The organism is Ralstonia mojiangensis, from assembly GCF_023955645.1.
GTDB classification, from domain to species: Bacteria; Pseudomonadota; Gammaproteobacteria; order Burkholderiales; family Burkholderiaceae; genus Ralstonia; species Ralstonia mojiangensis.
This window is the reverse complement of sequence record NZ_JAMXHU010000002.1, coordinates 635,066-653,440: the sequence shown is the minus strand read 5'-3', so window position 1 is coordinate 653,440 and position 18,375 is coordinate 635,066. Positions and strand designations below refer to the sequence as shown.

Here is an 18,375-nt window from a genome sequence, read left to right as displayed (position 1 = left end):
GTCACTCCGCTGGTCGCCTAGCGCCTTTTTTCATGCCACTGCTCTCGCCTGACACCGACGCCGCCACGTTGCACGCGCGCATTCGCTCGGAGCAACTGCTGGTGGCGTGCCTGTGCGCTGAGTGGTGCGGCACGTGCCGCAGCTATCGCAAGACCTTCACTGAACTCGCCGAGCGGCATCCGGAATGCTGCTTTGTCTGGGTGGATGTGGAAGATCACGCCGATGCGCTTGGCGATTACGACGTTGAAAACTTTCCGACCTTGCTGGTGCAGCGTGGGAGCGATGTGTTGTTTTTCGGCCCCGTCCTGCCTCACGCCCGTGTTGTTGAGGGATTGCTTTCGCGTGATCTGGGCGTTGCTCCCGTGGTGCCAGCGGCCCCGGATTTGCGAGGCTGGTTGCTGGAATCGGCGTGATCGCTGGCCTTGACAACACTAAGCGATGCATGCGCCACTCTATTGCGCCTGAAAAGGAACCGCGCTTATGATTGGCGGCCAAATTTGGGGCCGACTGCTGGTTAATGGCTCCCTGACGGGCACGCTGACAAGCGCCCGCGGCACTTGAAGTCGGCAGGCGTTGCCATAAGACTCTAAAAAAAATACGCGAACGGTCGCTATAGAAAAGCGACTTCTTCTTTACCCGATTACTTGCGATCGCCAGGATCCGCTCACATGTCCAAGGCTCTCATCATTGCCGAAAAACCGTCGGTCGCCGCTGATATCGCGCGCGCGCTGGGTGGCTTCACCAAGCACGACGAGTACTTTGAGAGCGACGACTACGTCCTCTCGTCGGCGGTCGGCCATCTGGTCGAGATTGCTGCGCCCGATGAATACGAAGTCAAGCGCGGCAAATGGAGCTTCGCGCATCTGCCCGTGATCCCGCCGCACTTTGACCTGCGCCCGATCGCCAAGTCGGAATCGCGCCTAAAGGTGCTGACGCGGCTGATCAAGCGCAAGGACGTGACCGGCCTGATCAACGCCTGTGACGCGGGGCGCGAAGGTGAACTGATCTTCCGCCTGATCGCGCAACACGCGAACACCAAGCTGCCGGTGAAGCGGCTGTGGCTGCAGTCGATGACGCCGCAATCCATCCGTGATGGCTTTGGCAAGCTGCGCAGCAACGAAGACATGATGCCGCTGGCCGATGCCGCCCGCTGCCGTTCCGAGGCCGACTGGCTGGTCGGTATCAACGGCACGCGCGCCATGACCGCGTTCAACAGCAAGGGCGGCGGCTTCTTCCTGACCACCGTGGGCCGCGTGCAAACGCCCACGCTGTCGATCGTGGTGGAGCGCGAAGAGAAGATCAAACGCTTCGTCCCGCGCGATTACTGGGAAGTGCGCGCTGAATTCATCGCCGCGGCCGGCCTGTACGAAGGCCGCTGGTTCGACCCGAAGTTCAAGAAGAACGAGTTCGACCCCGAGCAGCGCGATTCGCGTCTGTGGAGCGAGGCCGAGGCCAAGAGCATCGTGGCCGCGTGCCGCGACAAGCCGGGCTCGGTGACGGAAGAATCGAAGCCTTCGACGCAGATGTCGCCTGCGCTGTTCGACCTGACCAGCCTGCAGCGCGAGGCCAACGGCCGCTTCGGTTTCTCGGCGAAGAACACGCTGGGCCTGGCGCAGGCGCTGTATGAAAAGCACAAGGTGCTGACCTACCCGCGTACCGATTCGCGCGCGCTGCCCGAAGACTACCTGGGCACGGTCAAGCAGACGCTGGATATGCTGGGCGAAAGCTCACCCAACTATCTGACGCACGCCAAGAAGATCCTGGCCAATCAGTGGGTCAAGCCGAACAAGCGAATCTTCGACAACAGCAAGATCAGCGATCACTTCGCCATCATCCCGACGCTGCAGGCGCCGAAGAATCTGTCTGAGCCGGAGCAGAAGCTGTACGACCTGGTGGTGCGCCGCTTCCTGGCGGTGTTCTTCCCAGCGGCTGAATACCAGGTCACCACGCGCGTGACCGAGGTGGCCGGGCATCACTTCAAGACCGAAGGCAAGGTGCTGGTGAACCCGGGCTGGCTGGTCGTGTACGGCCGCGAGGCGCAGGGCGAAGATGCCAACCTCGTGCCGGTCGCCAAGGACGAGAAGGTCAAGACGGACAAGATCGAGCCGGTAGGCCTGACCACCAAGCCGCCCGCACGTTATAACGAAGCGACGCTGCTCTCCGCCATGGAAGGCGCCGGCAAGCTCGTCGACGACGATGCGTTGCGCGAAGCCATGGCGGGTAAGGGCCTGGGCACGCCAGCCACCCGCGCGGCCATCATCGAAGGGTTGCTGACGGAAAAGTATCTCGTGCGCGAAGGCCGCGAACTGATCCCGACCGCCAAGGCGTTTCAGCTGATGACGCTGCTGCGTGGCCTTGGTGTGGAAGAACTGACGCAGGCCGAGTTGACCGGCGGCTGGGAGCACAAGCTTTCCCTCATCGAGCGTGGTCAGCTGGAGCGCGACGAATTCATGCGCGAGATCGCGCAGATGACGCAGCAGATCGTCAAGCGCGCCAAGGAATACGACAGCGACACCATCCCCGGCGACTACGCAACGCTTTCCACGCCGTGCCCGCAATGCGGCCACGTGGTCAAGGAAAACTACCGCCGCTTCGCCTGCAGCCACTGTGACTTCTCGATCAGCAAGATTCCGGGTGGCCGCCAGTTCGAGCTGGACGAGGTGGAGGAGCTGCTGACCAACAAGACCATCGGCCCGCTGCAGGGCTTCCGCAGCAAGATGGGCCGGCCGTTTGCCGCCATCCTCAAGCTGGCGCAAGAAGACGGTCATTGGAAGATGGAGTTCGACTTCGGCCAGAACGACGAAGACGATGGCGAGCCGGTCGATTTCTCGGGACAGGAAAGCGTCGGCCACTGCCCGAAGTGCAACGGGAGCGTCTACGAGCACGGCCTGAAGTACGTCTGCGAAAACGCTGTGGCGCAGCCCAAGACCTGCGATTTCACCACCGGCAAGATCATCTTGCAGCAGGAGATCAGCCGCGAGCAGTTGGGCAAGCTGCTGACTGAGGGCAAGACCGATCTGCTGACCGGTTTCAAGTCGGCGCGCACGGGCCGCAACTTCAAGGCGTTCCTGGTCAAGCAGCCGGACGGCAAGATCGGCTTCGAATTCGAGCCACGCGGCGAAGGCAAGGGCAAGCCCGGCGCCAAGACCGCGGCGAAGAAGACGACCGCTGCGGCTAAAACGCCTGCCGCCAAGAAGGCGCCGGCCAAGACCGCAAGCAAGACGGCTGCCAAGAAGGCCCCGGCACGCAAGAAAGCCTCTGAAACCGAGGCTGACGAGGAAAGCACCAGCGAGACCTGAACGCGGTTTCGCCGGTACCAACGCAAACGGGAGGACACTGTCCTCCCGTTTTGCTTTGGTGATGGGGCGTAGCTTATGCGGCTTCGCTCAGGCCACGGCCGGCGCGCGCCTCGCTGTGCTTGACCTCCATCGCCTGGGCCAGCATGTAATCGATGAACGTGCGTACCTTCGTCGGCAGGAACTTGCGGCTCGGGTACACCAGCGACAGCGACCGGTGCGGCAGCTTGTATTGCGGCAGGACGCGCACGAGCCGTCCGGACTCCAGATCCGGTCGGGCCATGTACGACGACAGAATCGCGATGCCCATGTCGGCGAGCACCGCCCGGTGCATCAGTTCGGCATTGCTGGTGACGAGCGAGGGCTGCACCGGCACTGAAATCGACTGGCCGTCGGCTGTGCTCATCTCCCACTCGTGACGCAGTTGCGGGTGCCACATCGCAATGACGCGATGCTCGGCAATATCTTCGGCGCGCTGCGGCGTGGAATGCTGGCGTAGATAGGCGGGGGTGGCTGCCATGACCATCTCGGCGGAAATCATGCGGCGCGCCACCAGGTGCGAGCCCAGGCCGAGTTCCGACACCATGATGCCGACGTCGCGGCCATCCTCGACGATGTCGATCGGGCGGTCGGACAGCGCCACGTCAAACGTCACCTCGGGATAAAGCTGCTGGAAGCGAGCGAGCAGCATCGGCAGCACGTGCAGCCCGAACATGACGGGGGCGACGATGCGCAGGCCACCGACCAGCGCCTGGCTGCGGGAGGTGGCCAGCGATTCCGCCTCGTCAATGTCGAGCAGGATCTGCGCACAGCGCTGCAGGTAGGTCTCGCCCACGTCGGTCAGCGACAGGCTGCGCGTGGTGCGGTTGAGCAGGCGCGTGCCGAGATGCGCCTCCAAGTCGGCCACGTAACGCGTGACCACGGCATTGCTCATCGACAGATGCTGGGCCGCCCGGGCAAAGCTGCCAAGCTCCACCACCTTGGAAAACACCCGCATCGACTGCAAACGATCCATTCCAGCCTCTCACATAATTTGTTGTCAAAAATAGAACAAATCTGTCGTGACAGCAAATGTTTAATATTGGCACAAGCAATTCACTGCCTAGGGGCGATCCTTGAATGTGAGCGCACGCTCATGTGAGAGTGCCACCCCAGCTACGTTTGCGATATTTCATTGCCAGGGCTGCGTATCCGACTTCTCACCGATTGACGCAACAGCAGATTTGCGCCGAGACTCTATACCGAACGGTAGATTTTTGTGAGATTCGTCTTGCGCGAGGTCATGTTTGGCCCGAATCGTGGGTGGAACGCGGTCTTGCGCAAATCGGTGCGGCGGTGGCCAGATGGCTTCGCCATACTCGAACGATGGATGCCGCGAACCCTGACCCGCATGAGCGCCCCGCAACGAGGGCAGCCATCACGGCCGATGTGTCGCCCCGCGATGCCGGCGGCCGAGGAGACACCACATGACCATCCAGAACCGCGAACCGGTCAACTATCTGGCGGGCGAGATGCCGCTGCACCGGTATTGCGCCCATCATGCGCAGCAGACGCCCGAGCGCATCGCCCTGCTGTGGTACGGCCGTACGATCTGCTGGCGCGAGCTGGATCAGGCCTCGACGCGGCTGGCGGTGCAGTTGCAGCGGCTGGGCGTGACACGCGGCGATCGTGTTGCGCTGTTTCTGCACAACTGTCCGCAAGCCATCGTGGCCCATCTGGCCACGGCCAAGCTGGGTGGCATCGTCGTGCCCTGCGGGCCGCTGTCGCGCCAGCACGAATTGCGCGACCAACTGGCCGATTGCGGCGCCAAGATTCTGGTGGCGGCGGCCGACCTGATGCCGATTGTCGAGGCCGCCCGGCCCGGCACGGCGGTCACGACCGTCATCACCACGCGCTATGCCGATCTGCAGCCCGCGCAGCCGGCGTGCCGCAAGGCGCTGGCCGTGCCGCCCGAGTTGATTGCCGCCGATGCCTCGTCTGCACCGCCGCTCAAGAACAAGCCGGGCGCTGCGCAGCTCGACCTGATGCAGTTGATGGCCGAGCCCGTGGATGTGGCCGAGCGCAACGCCGTGGCCGCCATTCAGGTGAGCCTGGATGACGTTGCGCTGATGGTCTACACCTCTGGCACCACCGGCCGGCCGAAGGGCGCCATGCTCACGCACCGCAACGCGCTGTACAAGACCGCCGTTACGGTGCAGGTCAGCGGCATCCATGCCTCGGACGTGATGCTGGCGGTGGCGCCGCTGTCTCATATCGCCGGCATGCTGATGGGCATGAACGTGATGCTGTATTCCGGTGCCACGACCATCCTGCTTTATCGCTTCGATCCCCTGGCCGTGCTGCAGGCCATCGACCGCTACCGCGTGACACGCTGGTACAGCATGACGCCAATGAACCTGGCGGTCATGGCGCATCCGGACGCGGCGCAGTACCGCATGGAATCCTTGGTGGCCAACCCGTGCACCAGCTTCGGCGTCACGCTGACAGAAGCGATTGCCGAGCAGTGGCGTGCCTTTGCCGGCCCGCAGTGCCGCATCTACGAAGCCGCCTATGGCCTGTCGGAAACCCACACCTGCGACGCCATCACGCCCGCCGATGCCCCGCGCTGGGGTTGGCACGGCAAGATCGTCCCGCAGACTGAGGTGCGCCTCGTCGACCCGCATACCGGCGCTGAACTGCCGCCCGGCCAGGCTGGCGAAATCACCATCCGCAGCCCCGGCGTGTTCCGCGGCTACTGGCAGCGCGACGAGGCCACGCGCGCCGTCCTGCACAACGGCTTTCTGCGCACCGGCGATATCGGCCAGGTTTCGCCCGACGGCTACCTGCAATGGCAGGGCCGCATCAAGGAGATGATCAAGGTGTCGGGCTACAGCGTGTTTCCGGAAGAGGTCGAGGCGCTGCTGTCGCGCCACCCGGGCATCCGCCAGGTCGCTGTGACGCCCATCCCCGATCCCGAAAAGGGCGAAGTCGTCTGCGCGCACGTGGTGCCGATGAACGGCGTGACCCTATCGGAAGCCGAGCTGATTGCCTGGTCGCGCGACAACATGGCGCCGTACAAGGTGCCGCGGCGCGTGAAGTTCCATGATGCGCTGCCCGCCACCGCGACGGGCAAGGTGCTGCGAAGGTTGCTGCGCGAAGAAGCCATCGCCGCCTGAAAACGAAACGGCCGCCAAGTTCTGGCGGCCGTTTTGTCAGGTCTGCACGAAGCGTTTCTGTCGGGCGATGCTCATCAGGATGCCGATGCCCATGCCCAGCGTGACAAGCGCCGTCCCCCCGTAACTGATGAGCGGCAGCGGTACGCCCACCACAGGCAGGATGCCGCTCACCATGCCCATGTTGACGAAGGCGTAAGTGAAGAAGATCAGCGTGATCGACCCTGCGAGCAGGCGCCCGAACAGCGTCCCCGCGTTGGCTGCAATAAAGAGCCCACGCAAGATCAGCAGCAAATACAGGAACAGCAGCACGCCATTGCCCACCAACCCAAACTCCTCCGAATACACCGCGAAGATGAAGTCGGTGTGCTTCTCGGGGATGAACTCCAGGTGGGTTTGCGTGCCCTTCAGCCATCCCTTGCCCGTCACGCCGCCTGAGCCGATGGCAATGATCGACTGGATGGTGTGGAAGCCCTTGCCGAGCGGGTCGGTGGTCGGGTCGAGCAGCGTACACACGCGGTGTTGCTGGTAGTCGTGCAGGATCGGCCAGTTCACGCCCGGGGCGCAGATGCGCGACTCGAATGACACCACCAGCGTGATCGCCGTGACAGCAATCACCAGCACCGGCACGATCAGCCGCCAAGACAGGCCGGCAAAGTAGATCACGTAGATACCCGCTGCCAGCACCAGAAGCGCAGTGCCCAGGTCCGGCTGCTTGGCGATCAACCCCACGGGAATCAGCAGCAGCAACGCTGCCGCCAGATAGTCATACCAGTGGATCACGCCCTCGCGCTTCTGGAAGTACCACGCCAGCATGAGCGGCATGGCGATCTTCATGATCTCCGAGGGCTGTACCACCACGCCGATATTGAGCCACCGCCGTGCGCCCTTACGGATCAGCCCGAACGCCGCCACGCCGATCAACAGCGCCACGCCGACGGTGTAGAGCGGCACCGCAAAGCGCATTAGCGTTTGCTGCGGCAAGTTGGCGATGATCCACATCAGCACGAACGACAGCAGGATGTTGCGGACCTGGTCTTCCACCCGGCCAGGCATGTCGATGGCGGCCGAATACAGCGCGACCAATCCCGTGCCGAGCAGCAGGAAGACGATCAGCGCCAGCGGGCCATCGAAGCCGGTGAAGAGCGACTTGATGATGTTGAATATGCGGCGCTTGTCCAGTTTGTCCATGGCGAGATCCTCAAGCGCGAATATCAGGGCGCGGCCGGCTTGGAGGCCGGTTTCTGCGCGGGCTTCGGCGCCGGCTTGTTACCCGGCTTGGCATCCTTCGCACCCTTGGGCGAGGTGGCTGGAGCCGAAGCCGGCGCGGCAGCGTTGCCACGTCCGCGCGGTGGCAGTTCGGGGGCCGGTTGTGCATGCGACAACGCTTGCAGCACCTGGGCGTCCAGCGTGGCCGGGGCGACGGCTTCGGCGCCGGTGCCGGCCTCTCGCAGGGCCGGCACCACCAGGTCAGGCGACAGCGGCGGCGTGCTGCGCGTGGCCCCTGATGCCACCGACGATGCGGCCGGCGCAGAAGCGGCGGCCACAGCACTGGCGGTGGAGGTTCCTACGCCGGAAGCGGCAGCCACCCCGGACGCCGCCTCTGCAGCCACTTGCGGCGTAGCCGTTGCGCTGGCGATGGTGGCCGTCTTGCCGGTCGAGAACACGCTCGGCGTGTCCACCGGCGGTTGCGGCTGAGCTTTCGGCGCGGTGGCAGCCAGTTCGGTGGGCCACTTGCCGGCCAGGTAATAGTCCATGACCGCACGTGCGATTGGCGCGGCCGAGGTGGCACCGAAGCCGGCGTTCTCGACGATCAGCGCCACCGCAATCTTCGGATGATCCGCCGGCGCAAACGCTTCGAACAGTGCGTGATCGCGCTTGTATTCGGGAATTGCGTGGTGGCTGTATTTCTCGTTCTTGCCCAGCGAGAAGGTCTGCGCCGTGCCGGTCTTGCCTGCGGACACATATTGCGCGCCGGCAAACGCCTTGGCAGCCGTACCCGCCTGGTTCACACCCACCATGGCGCGCTTGATCACGTCGATGTTGGCCTGCTTGAGCGGGATGCGGTAGCTCTCGGTCGGCACCGTCAGATTGCGCGCCTTGGACAGCGAATCCTCCACGGCCTTCACCAAGTGGGGCTTCATCACCACGCCGTTGTTGGCCAGCGTCGACACCGCATGCGCCAACTGCAGGATGGTGAAGCTGTTATAGCCCTGGCCAATACCCAGCGAAATCGTTTCACCGTCGTACCACTTCTGCTGCTCGGGGCGCTTGTAGGCTTTGCGCTTCCAGTCGGTGGACGGGAGGATGCCGGTGCGTTCGCCCTCGATGTCGATGCCCGTGATCTGCCCGAAGCCCAGCGGCTTCATGAAATCGTGGATGGCGTTGACGCCCATGTCGTTGGCGAGGCGGTAGTAATACGTGTCGCACGACACCACGATCGAGCGGAACATGTCGACCCAGCCGTGCCCGCCCGGCGCATCGTCGCGGAAGGTGTGGTTGCCAAGCGTGAATGAACCCGGATCCGCCATGCCCCATTGCGGCGTACGCTTGCCCAGCTCCAGCGCAGCCAGCGCCATAAATGGCTTGTAGGTCGAACCCGGGGGATACGTGCCGCGCAGCGGCCGGTTCAGCAGCGGCTTGTCGGGCGAATTGTTCAGCTCGCTCCAAGAGGTGCTGTCGATGCCCTCAACGAACATGTTCGGATCGAACGTCGGCTTGGAGACGAAGGCCAGGATGTCGCCCGTCTCAGGCTCGATCGCCACCAGCGCGCCGCGGCGGTTGCCAAAGAGTTGCTCGGCCAGCCGCTGCAGGTTGATGTCGAGCGACAGGATCAGATTGTTGCCCGGCGTTGCCTGCGAGGTCGACAGCGTACGGATCGGCCGCCCGCCTGCGCTCACTTCCACCTCTTCGTAGCCGGTCAGGCCGTGCAGCTCGGTCTCGTAGCTCTGTTCAATGCCGACCTTGCCGATGTATTCCGTGCCGCTGTAATTGTTGGAGTCCTTGCGCGGGTCGTACGTCACGTTAGGCTGGCTGTTGGCATCGCTCATGTTGTCGATGCGGTCCAGATCGCGTTCAGAGATCCGGCCGATGTAGCCGATCACGTGCGACGCCGATTCGCCCAGCGGGTATTGGCGGAACAGCCGCGCATGCACGTCCACGCCCGGAAAGCGGAAGCGCTGCGCCGAGAAGCGCGCGACTTCCTGGTCCGTCAGTTGGCTGCGGATCGGCAGGCTTTCGAAGCTGCGCGCATCTTCCATCAGGCGCTTGAAGCGGCGGCGGTCGCGCGGCTGGATATCGACCACCTGGGCAAGCTGGTCGATCGTGTTGTCGAGCGTGTCCTGCAGCTTGGACGGCGTGATCTCCAGCGTGTACGCCGAATAGTTGCGCGCCAGCACAACGCCGTTGCGGTCCATGATGATGCCGCGATTGGGCTCGATCGGCGCCACCGAGATGCGGTTGTCTTCCGCTTTGGCCGAGTACTGCTCGTGCTTGATCTGCTGCAGCCAGAAAAAGCGCGCAAGCAGCAGCCCGAAGCAGACGAGTACGAACAGGGCGGCCGCCGCCAGCCGCAGGCGGAAGCGCGACAGCTCCTGTTCGACGTTGCGGATTTCGGTCATGCCAGGTGAGGGCGAATAGCGGAGCGCATCAAGTCGGCCGCCTTAGATGGGCCGAGTTTCGTCGACGCTCTCCGGGCGACGCTGCGGCGCCAGCAGGAACGCGTTTGCGAACGGCCACAGCGCGGCTTCGATCAGCGGCGGCAGGATGACCTGCCAGTCCGGCAGGTGCGCGCCCATCAGCAGGCGGATAGCGATCGGTACGGCATGCGCCAGCACCAGCAGCGGCAGCACGTGCAGCGCCTGCGACAGCACGGAGAACCACAGCACGCGCCGGTGAATCGTGATCGCAAAATACGACAGCATCGTATAGGCCATCGCGTGTTCGCCAAGCAGACGCGCTTCGTGCACGTCCATCAACAGACCCAGCAGGAAGGCCACCACCATGCCCACGCGGCGCGGCTGGTGGATGTTCCAGAACACCAGCACGAGTGCCACCAGATCGGGAATCCACTGCATGTGGCCCCATGGCATCAGGTTGAACAGGAAGGCCAGCACGAAGCTGAACGCGATGAAGCCCGGGTTGACTGGGCGCAGCAGGTATTGGGGCGAGTTCATGATCGATGGCCTCGCTTCAGCGTTTTTGCGCTGAATCGGTGTCCAGTGGATTGCCGTCGGCGTCGGTCGGGCGCGGCGGCGGGGTGTTTTCTTCAGCGGCAGGCGTGGGGCCCGGCACATTGGCTTCGGCGGCGGCGCGTGCAGCGCGGTCCTTCTCTGCGCGTGCGTCGCGGGCGGCGTTCTTGCCCTTGGGCACCGGCGCGGGCGACAGATCGGTCGGCGGTGGGAAGCCCGATTCGTACTTCACGATCAGCAGGTGCCGGTTGCTGCGGATGCCGGCCACCGGCTCGCAGACGACACGCGAGAACGCGGTGTCGGCCTTGCGCTCGATCTGCGAAATACGGGCCACCGGCAGGCCCGCCGGATAGACACCGTCCAACCCCGACGTTACCAGCAGATCGCCCTGCTGCAGATCGGCCGAGGCCGCCATGAAGCGCAGATCCAACGCACCCGGTCGGGCACCGCCAAACGCCACGCTGCGCAGGCCGTTGCGCACGACCTCTACGGGAATCGCCTGGTCCTTGTCGGTCAGCAGCGTGACTTGCGATTCGAACAGCGACACGCGCGTCACCTGCCCGACCACGCCGCGGTCATCGATGACCGGGTAGCCCGCGCGCACGCCGTCCTTGGAGCCGCGATCGATCACGATGCGCTGCGTATAAGGATCACGAGCCTCGTAGAGGACTTCCGCCGCCACCGTGGGCACCGCCGCGTGCTGTTTCAGATTGAGCAGCGTGCGCAGATTGCGGTTTTCCGCTTCGAGCTGCGAGGCGCGCAGCGATTGCTGCGCCTGGGCAACGGCCGATTCGCGCAAGCTGCGGTTATCAACCGCCAGCTTGGTGGACGATTGCGTGTATTCGAGTGCGGCGCGTGCCGTATCGCGAGGAATCAGCACCAGGCGCTCGACGGGGTACAGGATGACCGACACGACTTGCCGGACCACGCCCAGCACGGACATGCGGGCATCGATCACCAGCAACGCCAGCGCGAGGGCGAGCAGAGCGACCAGCCGCGCGGTGGCGGACGGGCCCTGCTTGAAGAGGGGCGGCGGGGAGTAATCCATGACCCGGACGCTTCAAATGGGCACGGCAGACGCGTGACGGTCAACGTCAAGGTCAACGGTCTGCCGGCAACAGATTGGGTGTGGCGCTGGTGCGGTGCCCAAGCCCTTGGCGGGCGGAGCACGGCGCACCGGCGCGAGACGCATCTCAGCGGTCCGCGAAGGCGGCTGGCGTGACCACAACGGCAGTCACGAAATCGGTCGCAACAGCGGAACGCGGATCGGCGCGGCGCATGGTCCCGTTATTCGTACGAGAAGATGCTGCCGAGCTTGTCCATGCGCTCCAGTGCCATGCCGGAGCCGCGCACCACGCAGGTCAGCGGGTCTTCGGCCACCAGCACGGGCAGGCCGGTTTCTTCGGCCAGCAGGCGGTCGAGGTCGCGCAGCAGCGCGCCGCCGCCGGTGAGCATCATGCCGCGTTCGGCAATGTCGGCGCCCAGTTCCGGCGGGGTTTGTTCCAGGGCGATCTTCACCGAGGAGACGATCTGGTTCAGCGGGTCTGTCAGCGCTTCCAGGATTTCGTTGGACGACACCGTGAAGGCGCGCGGAATGCCTTCCGACAGGTTGCGGCCCTTCACTTCCATTTCCCGCACTTCCGAACCCGGGAAGGCCGAGCCGATTTCCTTCTTGATGGCTTCGGCGGTCTGTTCGCCGATCAGCATGCCGTAGTTGCGGCGGATGTAGTTGACGATGGCCTCGTCGAACTTGTCGCCGCCCACGCGCACGCTGCCCTTGTAGACCATGCCGCCCAGCGAGATGATGCCCACCTCGGTGGTGCCGCCGCCAATGTCCACCACCATCGAACCCGACGGCTCCGACACCGGCAGGCCAGCGCCAATCGCGGCAGCCATCGGCTCTTCAATCAGGTACACCTGCGACGCCCCGGCGCCGAGCGCCGATTCACGGATGGCGCGGCGCTCGACCTGGGTCGAACCGCACGGCACGCAGATGATGATGCGCGGGCTCGGGCGCAGCAGCTTGGTGTCGTGCACCATCTTGATGAACTGCTTGAGCATCTGCTCGGTGACGGTGAAGTCGGCGATCACGCCGTCTTTCATCGGGCGGATCGCCTCGATATTGCCCGGCACCTTGCCCAGCATCTGCTTGGCTTCCTTACCGACAGCCTGGATGGTCTTCTTGGCGTTCGGGCCACCTTCCTGGCGAATGGCCACCACCGACGGCTCGTCAAGGACGATGCCCTTGTCGCGGACGTAGATCAGGGTGTTGGCGGTGCCGAGGTCGATCGCGAGATCGTTGGAGAAATAGCTGCGCAAAAAGCCGAACATCGAATGAATCCTGTTTTTCGAGTCATGGGCGGCCCAGCAGCAGGATTGCGGCGCAACGGCTGCACCAACGCGCGGACGTCGCAAGGGCATGCCATGCGGTCCGATCCTGCTACTGCGCTCCCGGGAATGTCGCGGGCTCCGTGGTGGTCGACGGTGGGGTGCCGTGGCACTGGCCATCCTGCCGAGGCTGAGCCGCCCGGAGAGGGGGCCCCCAAGGAACCTTTGATTAAGTGTCGCCTGATGCTGACGGTGCGACTGCCGGGAGGTTCCCGGAGTACTTAATCAGAGGGTCCGTGACTGCACGAAGTCGCCTGCTGACTTAGAAATTTAGTCGGCAATCATACCTTATAATTCGGGCACTCTGCGGGTATTCGGCGGGCGTTTGGCGCCAAAATTGCGGCAAATCGGCGCTGTCGGGGCCCAACCTGGGCGCCCCTCGCGCGCAGTAGCCGTCGCTTGTCGTACGTCGCCCGCCCGCCGCTGCACTCACTGACCCATTCCGATGGCACTCGAACTCTCCGACGTCAAACGCATCGCCCACCTCGCCCGTATCGAAATCTCCGAAGGCGAGGCTGCGCAGACCCTTACCCAGCTCAACCAGTTTTTCTCGCTGGTCGAGCAGATGCAGGCCGTGGACACCACCGGCATTGAGCCGATGGCCCACCCGATCGAGCAGGTTCAGGCGCAAGCACAGCGTCTGCGCGACGATGCCGTCACCGAGGCTGACCGCCGCGCGGACTACCAGCAATGCGCGCCGGCCACCGAAGCCGGCCTGTACCTCGTGCCCAAGGTGATCGAGTAATCCGCATAAACGGCGCTCCCGCGCCCGTCTTGAGCCCACTCCATTCGACGTCGCCGGCGCTTGCCGGCAGCCCATCCGAACGTATTCGATGACCGCATCCACGATCAAAGCCCTGTCCGCCCAACTCGCCGCCAAGGAGGTTTCGGCGGAGGAATTGGCGCGCCATTACCTGTCGCGCATCGAGGCCGGGGCGCACCTCAACGCCTTTACCCACGTCGACGCCGAGGCAACGCTTGCCCAGGCCCGGGCCGCCGACGCGCGCATCGCAGCCGGTAACGCGGCGCCGCTGACCGGCGTGCCGATCGCGCACAAGGACGTGTTCGTTACCCGCGGCTGGCGCGCTACGGCGGGCTCCAAGATGCTCGGCAATTACACCAGCCCGTTTGACGCCACCGTCGTCGAGCGCCTGGGCGGTGCCGGCATGGTGACGCTGGGCAAGACCAACATGGACGAATTTGCGATGGGTTCGTCCAATGAGAACTCGGCCTTCGGCGCGGTCAAGAACCCCTGGAACGTCGAGCACGTGCCGGGCGGCTCGTCGGGCGGCTCCGCGGCGGCGGTGGCGGCCGATCTGGCGCCCGCTGCTACGGGGACGGATACGGGCGGCTCGATCCGCCAGCCGGCGTCGTTCTCGGGTATTACGGGCATCAAGCCGACGTACGGCCGCGTGTCGCGCTACGGCATGATCGCCTTTGCCTCGTCGCTGGATCAGGGCGGCCCGATGGCGCGCACGGCGGAAGATTGCGCGCTGCTGCTGTCTGCCATGGCCGGCTTTGACCCGCGCGATTCCACGAGTCTGGAACCCGGCCGCGGGGGCGACGTGGAAGACTTCGGCCGCCTGCTCGGCCAGCCGCTGCAAGGCGCCGATGCTGCGCGCCCGCTGGCCGGCCTGCGCATCGGTCTGCCCAAGGAGTATTTTGGCGAGGGCCTGGCCGACGACGTGCGCACCACGGTGCGCGCTGCGCTGGCCGAGTTGGAAAAGCTCGGCGCCACGCTGGTCGACATCAGCCTGCCGAAGACCGAACTGTCGATCCCAACGTATTACGTGATCGCCCCGGCCGAGGCGTCGTCCAACCTGTCGCGCTTTGACGGCGTGCGTTACGGCCACCGCGCGGCGGAATACCGCGATCTGGCCGACATGTATCGCAAGTCCCGCGCCGAAGGTTTTGGCTGGGAGGTCAAGCGCCGCATCCTCGTGGGCGCCTATGTGCTGTCCCACGGGTATTACGACGCCTATTACCTGCAGGCGCAGAAGATCCGCCGCATCATCGCGCAGGATTTCCAGAACGCATTCGCGCAGTGCGACGTGATCATGGGCCCCGTCGCCCCGACAGTGGCCTGGAAGATCGGCGAGAAGAGCGATGATCCGGTGCAGATGTACCTTGAAGACATCTTCACCCTGTCGACCAGCCTGGCAGGCCTGCCGGGGATGAGCGTGCCGGCCGGTTTTGGCGCCAACGGTTTGCCGGTTGGCTTGCAGATCATCGGCAACTATTTTGAAGAGGCACGCATGCTGCAGATTGCGCATGCGTTCCAGCAGGCGACCGATTGGCACAACCGCCAGCCGGCGGCCTGAGGCCCCTTACGACGTACCCGCTCCATGCAGGAGGCACGCATGAACCACCGCATCCGCACTGCACTCGGGCTGGCGCTTGCCGCTGGCCTGCTGGCGGCGTGCGTGCCGATCCCGCTGCCGTCCATTCCCGGCATCAGCCGCCCGTCGAAACCGCCGCCGATTTCCGACCGCCGCATCGATATCAACGGCTACTGCAACCAGACCGAGGAAGACGGTTTCCGCGAGCAGGCGACGCTCACCGTGGCCGACAACAACGTCAGCGCAATGCAATGGCAGTTGTGGGTCGGACGGCGCGGTTCGTGCCAGTTCGACCTGTCGACATTCCAGCAAACCAAGCGCCGCCCCAGCATCGAGCTGCGCGAGCGCTACGGCAAGTGCACGCTGATGGTCTGGCAGGACCCGCGCCGTGTCACGCTGGCACACGCCAACTGCGAAGCGCATTGCACGCCCGGCATCTATGAAGAAGCCTGGCCGGTGATGTTCGACCCGCAAACGGGCCAATGCGCCCGGAATGCCCGGTGATGCGTACAACGCTTCGTGTGTTGGCGGCGCTGGCAAGCGCCTTGGCACTGCACGCTGCCGCGCAGCCAACGCCGGACGCCGAAGGTGCCTTGCCCGACATGCCGGCTGCGCGTGCGCCATCGTCTGCAGAACTTGGCGTGCAGACGGTGGAGATTCCGCGTGCGTCGATGAAAGACGCCGAGGATGCGCCGCAAACGCTGACCGCCTATTGGGTCGCATCGCCCGTCAAGGCACCTGCGACTGGCGCGCCGGTGGTGATCGCGCTGCACGGCTGCAGCGGCCTATATACGCAGGCCGGGGCCGATGCCAAGGCGCTGGGCTCGCGGTATCGCGGGTATGCGCAGTGGCTGGGCGCGCGAGGCTATGCGGTGGTGTTTCCGGATAGCTTCGGCCCGCGCGGTAAGCCGCATGGCATCTGCACCGAACGCACCGCCACGCGCGATATCAACGGTGCGGTGCGCCGCGCCGACGTGCTGGCGACGATCCGCTGGGTGGCGGGGCAGCCGGGCGTGGATGCCCGCCGCATCGTTCTGCTGGGTTGGTCCAACGGCGCGCAGGCCGTGTTGGAAGCCGTGGACGCCAGCCGCGCTTGGCCTGCCGATACGCCTGCGGTCAATCGCGCGGTGGCGTTTTATCCGGGGTGTGCGTCAGCGCAGAAACGGCCGGACTATCGGCTGAACGCGCCTTTGCTGCTGCTGGCCGGCGGCAACGACGACTGGACCCCGGCCGACCACTGCCAGGCGTTGCAGACGGCCGTTCTGGCGCGGCAGCCGCAGGCGCGTTTTGAGCTGGACATGTTTGGCGGCGCGTATCACGGCTTTGACGGCACGGCTGCAGTCAAGGAACGCAACGGCATCCCCAAAGGACGTCGCTATGGAACGGTCACCGTCGGTGGCGATCCTGCAGCGCGCGAAGCGGCGTTTGCGAAGCTCGCGGCGTGGCTCGATGCGCCGCACCCCTGATCGCAGCAACGCAAGAACACTGAATACCTGAGTACCTAGACATTCACACCACAACAATCGACAGGACACACGCAACATGCAATGGGAAGTGGTGATCGGCCTCGAGACGCACACGCAGCTCTCGACGGTCTCGAAGATTTTCTCTGGCGCCTCCACCGCCTTTGGCGCGGCGCCCAACACGCAAGCGGCACCCGTTGACTTGGCGCTGCCAGGCGTGCTGCCGGTGCTGAACAAAGGTGCCGTTGAGCGCGCCATCGTGTTCGGTCTGGCCATCGGCGCCAAGATCGCGCCCAAGAGCATCTTTGCACGCAAAAATTACTTCTACCCCGATCTGCCCAAGGGCTACCAGATCAGCCAGTACGAGATTCCGGTGGTGCAGGGCGGCACGCTGACCATCCAGGTGGAAGGCAAGAACGGCCAGCCCGGCTATGAGAAGACCGTGCAACTCACGCGTGCGCACCTGGAAGAAGATGCGGGCAAATCGCTGCACGAAGACTTTGCCGGCATGACCGGCATCGACCTGAACCGCGCCGGCACACCGCTGCTGGAAATCGTGACCGAGCCCGACATGCGCAGCGCGGCCGAAGCCGTGGCCTATGCCAAGGCGCTGCACGCGCTGGTGATGTGGCTGGGCATCTGCGACGGCAACATGCAGGAAGGCAGCTTCCGCTGCGACGCGAACGTGTCGGTGCGCCGGGGCCCGGATGCGCCGTTCGGCACGCGTTGCGAAATCAAGAACCTCAACTCGTTCCGCTTCCTGGAAGAGGCGATCAACTACGAGGTGCGCCGCCAGATCGAACTGATCGAAGACGGCGGCACCGTGGTGCAGGAAACCCGCCTGTACGATCCGGATCGCAAGGAAACGCGTTCGATGCGCAGCAAGGAAGACGCGCAGGATTACCGCTACTTCCCCGACCCCGACCTGCTGCCGCTGGTGATCGGCGACGACTGGGTCGAGCGCGTGCGCGCCACGCTGCCCGAACTGCCGGCTGCCATGGCTGTGCGCTTCGAGTCGGCTTACGGTCTGCCGAAGTATGACGCCAGCATCCTCACCGCCACCAAGGCGACGGCTGCGTACTTTGAAGCGGTTGTGGCCGATGCCGGTGCCGCGAACGCCAAGGCTGCCGCCAACTGGATCATGGGCGAGGTCGCCTCGAACCTGAACCGCGCCGATCTGGACATCGATGCTGCGCCGGTCAAGCCAGCTCAGCTCGCCAAGCTGCTCGCGCGCATTGCCGACGGCACGATCAGCAACAACACCGCCAAGAAGGACGTGTTCCCGGCCATGTGGGCCGGCGAGCACGGCGCCGATGCCGACGCGATCATCGCCGAGAAGGGCCTGAAGCAGATGTCGGATTCAGGCGAGCTGGAGAAGATCATCGACGACGTGCTGGCAGCCAATGCCAAGTCGGTCGAGGAATTCCGCGCCGGCAAGGAGAAGGCATTCAACGCGCTGGTGGGTCAGGCCATGAAGGCCACGCGCGGCAAGGCCAACCCCGCGCAGGTGAACGATTTGCTGAAGAAAAAACTGGGCGCAGCCTGAT

The 18,375-nt window shown here is 64.6% G+C and carries 14 protein-coding genes; 8 read left to right on the top strand and 6 right to left on the bottom strand.

Features of this window, described 5'->3' with window-relative positions; genetic code table 11:
- Window positions 1–32 precede the first annotated feature (32 nt).
- Complete coding sequence (locus NG898_RS09795; protein WP_252692128.1) at window positions 33–413, top strand: thioredoxin family protein; 381 nt, start codon at window positions 33–35, stop codon at window positions 411–413.
- Window positions 414–668: 255 nt separating this feature from the next.
- Window positions 669–3,299, top strand: a complete 2,631-nt coding sequence (locus NG898_RS09790) for a DNA topoisomerase III (RefSeq protein ID WP_252692127.1) — start codon at window positions 669–671, stop codon at window positions 3,297–3,299.
- Window positions 3,300–3,372: 73 nt separating this feature from the next.
- On the opposite strand, the gene NG898_RS09785 is transcribed toward NG898_RS09790, so the two are convergent.
- Complete coding sequence (locus NG898_RS09785) at window positions 3,373–4,311, bottom strand: LysR family transcriptional regulator (protein WP_024977062.1); 939 nt, start codon at window positions 4,309–4,311, stop codon at window positions 3,373–3,375.
- Window positions 4,312–4,762: 451 nt separating this feature from the next.
- On the opposite strand from NG898_RS09785, the gene NG898_RS09780 reads away from it, so the two are divergent.
- Window positions 4,763–6,451: an AMP-binding protein gene (locus tag NG898_RS09780; protein WP_252692126.1), complete on the top strand. Its 1,689-nt coding sequence runs from the start codon at window positions 4,763–4,765 to the stop codon at window positions 6,449–6,451.
- Between the two features lie 36 nt (window positions 6,452–6,487).
- Here the strand turns inward: NG898_RS09780 and rodA are convergent, their stop codons facing one another.
- The 5 genes from rodA to NG898_RS09755 all read right to left on the bottom strand — a co-directional run bounded on the left by rodA (window position 6,488) and on the right by NG898_RS09755 (window position 12,969).
- Complete coding sequence (rodA, locus tag NG898_RS09775) at window positions 6,488–7,639, bottom strand: rod shape-determining protein RodA (protein ID WP_037031841.1); 1,152 nt, start codon at window positions 7,637–7,639, stop codon at window positions 6,488–6,490.
- A gap of 23 nt (window positions 7,640–7,662) precedes the next feature.
- Window positions 7,663–10,068: a penicillin-binding protein 2 gene (gene mrdA, locus NG898_RS09770; RefSeq protein WP_252692125.1), complete on the bottom strand. Its 2,406-nt coding sequence runs from the start codon at window positions 10,066–10,068 to the stop codon at window positions 7,663–7,665.
- 42 nt (window positions 10,069–10,110) lie between these two features.
- Complete coding sequence (mreD, locus tag NG898_RS09765) at window positions 10,111–10,623, bottom strand: rod shape-determining protein MreD (protein ID WP_252692124.1); 513 nt, start codon at window positions 10,621–10,623, stop codon at window positions 10,111–10,113.
- A gap of 16 nt (window positions 10,624–10,639) precedes the next feature.
- A complete protein-coding gene (gene mreC / locus NG898_RS09760; protein WP_252692123.1) occupies window positions 10,640–11,686 on the bottom strand; it encodes a rod shape-determining protein MreC in 1,047 nt (348 codons plus the stop codon).
- Window positions 11,687–11,925: 239 nt separating this feature from the next.
- Window positions 11,926–12,969 carry a rod shape-determining protein gene (locus NG898_RS09755; protein ID WP_004628293.1) on the bottom strand — a complete coding sequence of 348 codons (1,044 nt, stop codon included), beginning with the start codon at window positions 12,967–12,969 and terminating at the stop codon, window positions 11,926–11,928.
- A gap of 502 nt (window positions 12,970–13,471) precedes the next feature.
- On the opposite strand from NG898_RS09755, the gene gatC reads away from it, so the two are divergent.
- The 5 genes from gatC to gatB all read left to right on the top strand — a co-directional run bounded on the left by gatC (window position 13,472) and on the right by gatB (window position 18,374).
- A complete protein-coding gene (gene gatC / locus NG898_RS09750; protein ID WP_092974042.1) occupies window positions 13,472–13,771 on the top strand; it encodes an Asp-tRNA(Asn)/Glu-tRNA(Gln) amidotransferase subunit GatC in 300 nt (99 codons plus the stop codon).
- 88 nt (window positions 13,772–13,859) lie between these two features.
- Entirely contained in the window at window positions 13,860–15,347 is a 1,488-nt protein-coding gene (gene gatA, locus NG898_RS09745) for an Asp-tRNA(Asn)/Glu-tRNA(Gln) amidotransferase subunit GatA (RefSeq protein ID WP_252692122.1), read from the top strand.
- A 39-nt stretch (window positions 15,348–15,386) separates the two neighbouring features.
- Window positions 15,387–15,869 carry a hypothetical protein gene (locus tag NG898_RS09740; protein ID WP_045205144.1) on the top strand — a complete coding sequence of 161 codons (483 nt, stop codon included), beginning with the start codon at window positions 15,387–15,389 and terminating at the stop codon, window positions 15,867–15,869.
- Window positions 15,869–16,831 carry a dienelactone hydrolase family protein gene (locus NG898_RS09735; protein ID WP_252692121.1) on the top strand — a complete coding sequence of 321 codons (963 nt, stop codon included), beginning with the start codon at window positions 15,869–15,871 and terminating at the stop codon, window positions 16,829–16,831. Before NG898_RS09740 ends, NG898_RS09735 begins: the two co-directional genes overlap by 1 nt.
- 76 nt (window positions 16,832–16,907) lie before the next feature.
- On the top strand, window positions 16,908–18,374 hold the full coding sequence (gene gatB / locus NG898_RS09730; RefSeq protein ID WP_252692120.1) for an Asp-tRNA(Asn)/Glu-tRNA(Gln) amidotransferase subunit GatB: 1,467 nt from the start codon (window positions 16,908–16,910) through the stop codon (window positions 18,372–18,374).
- Window position 18,375 lies beyond the last annotated feature (1 nt).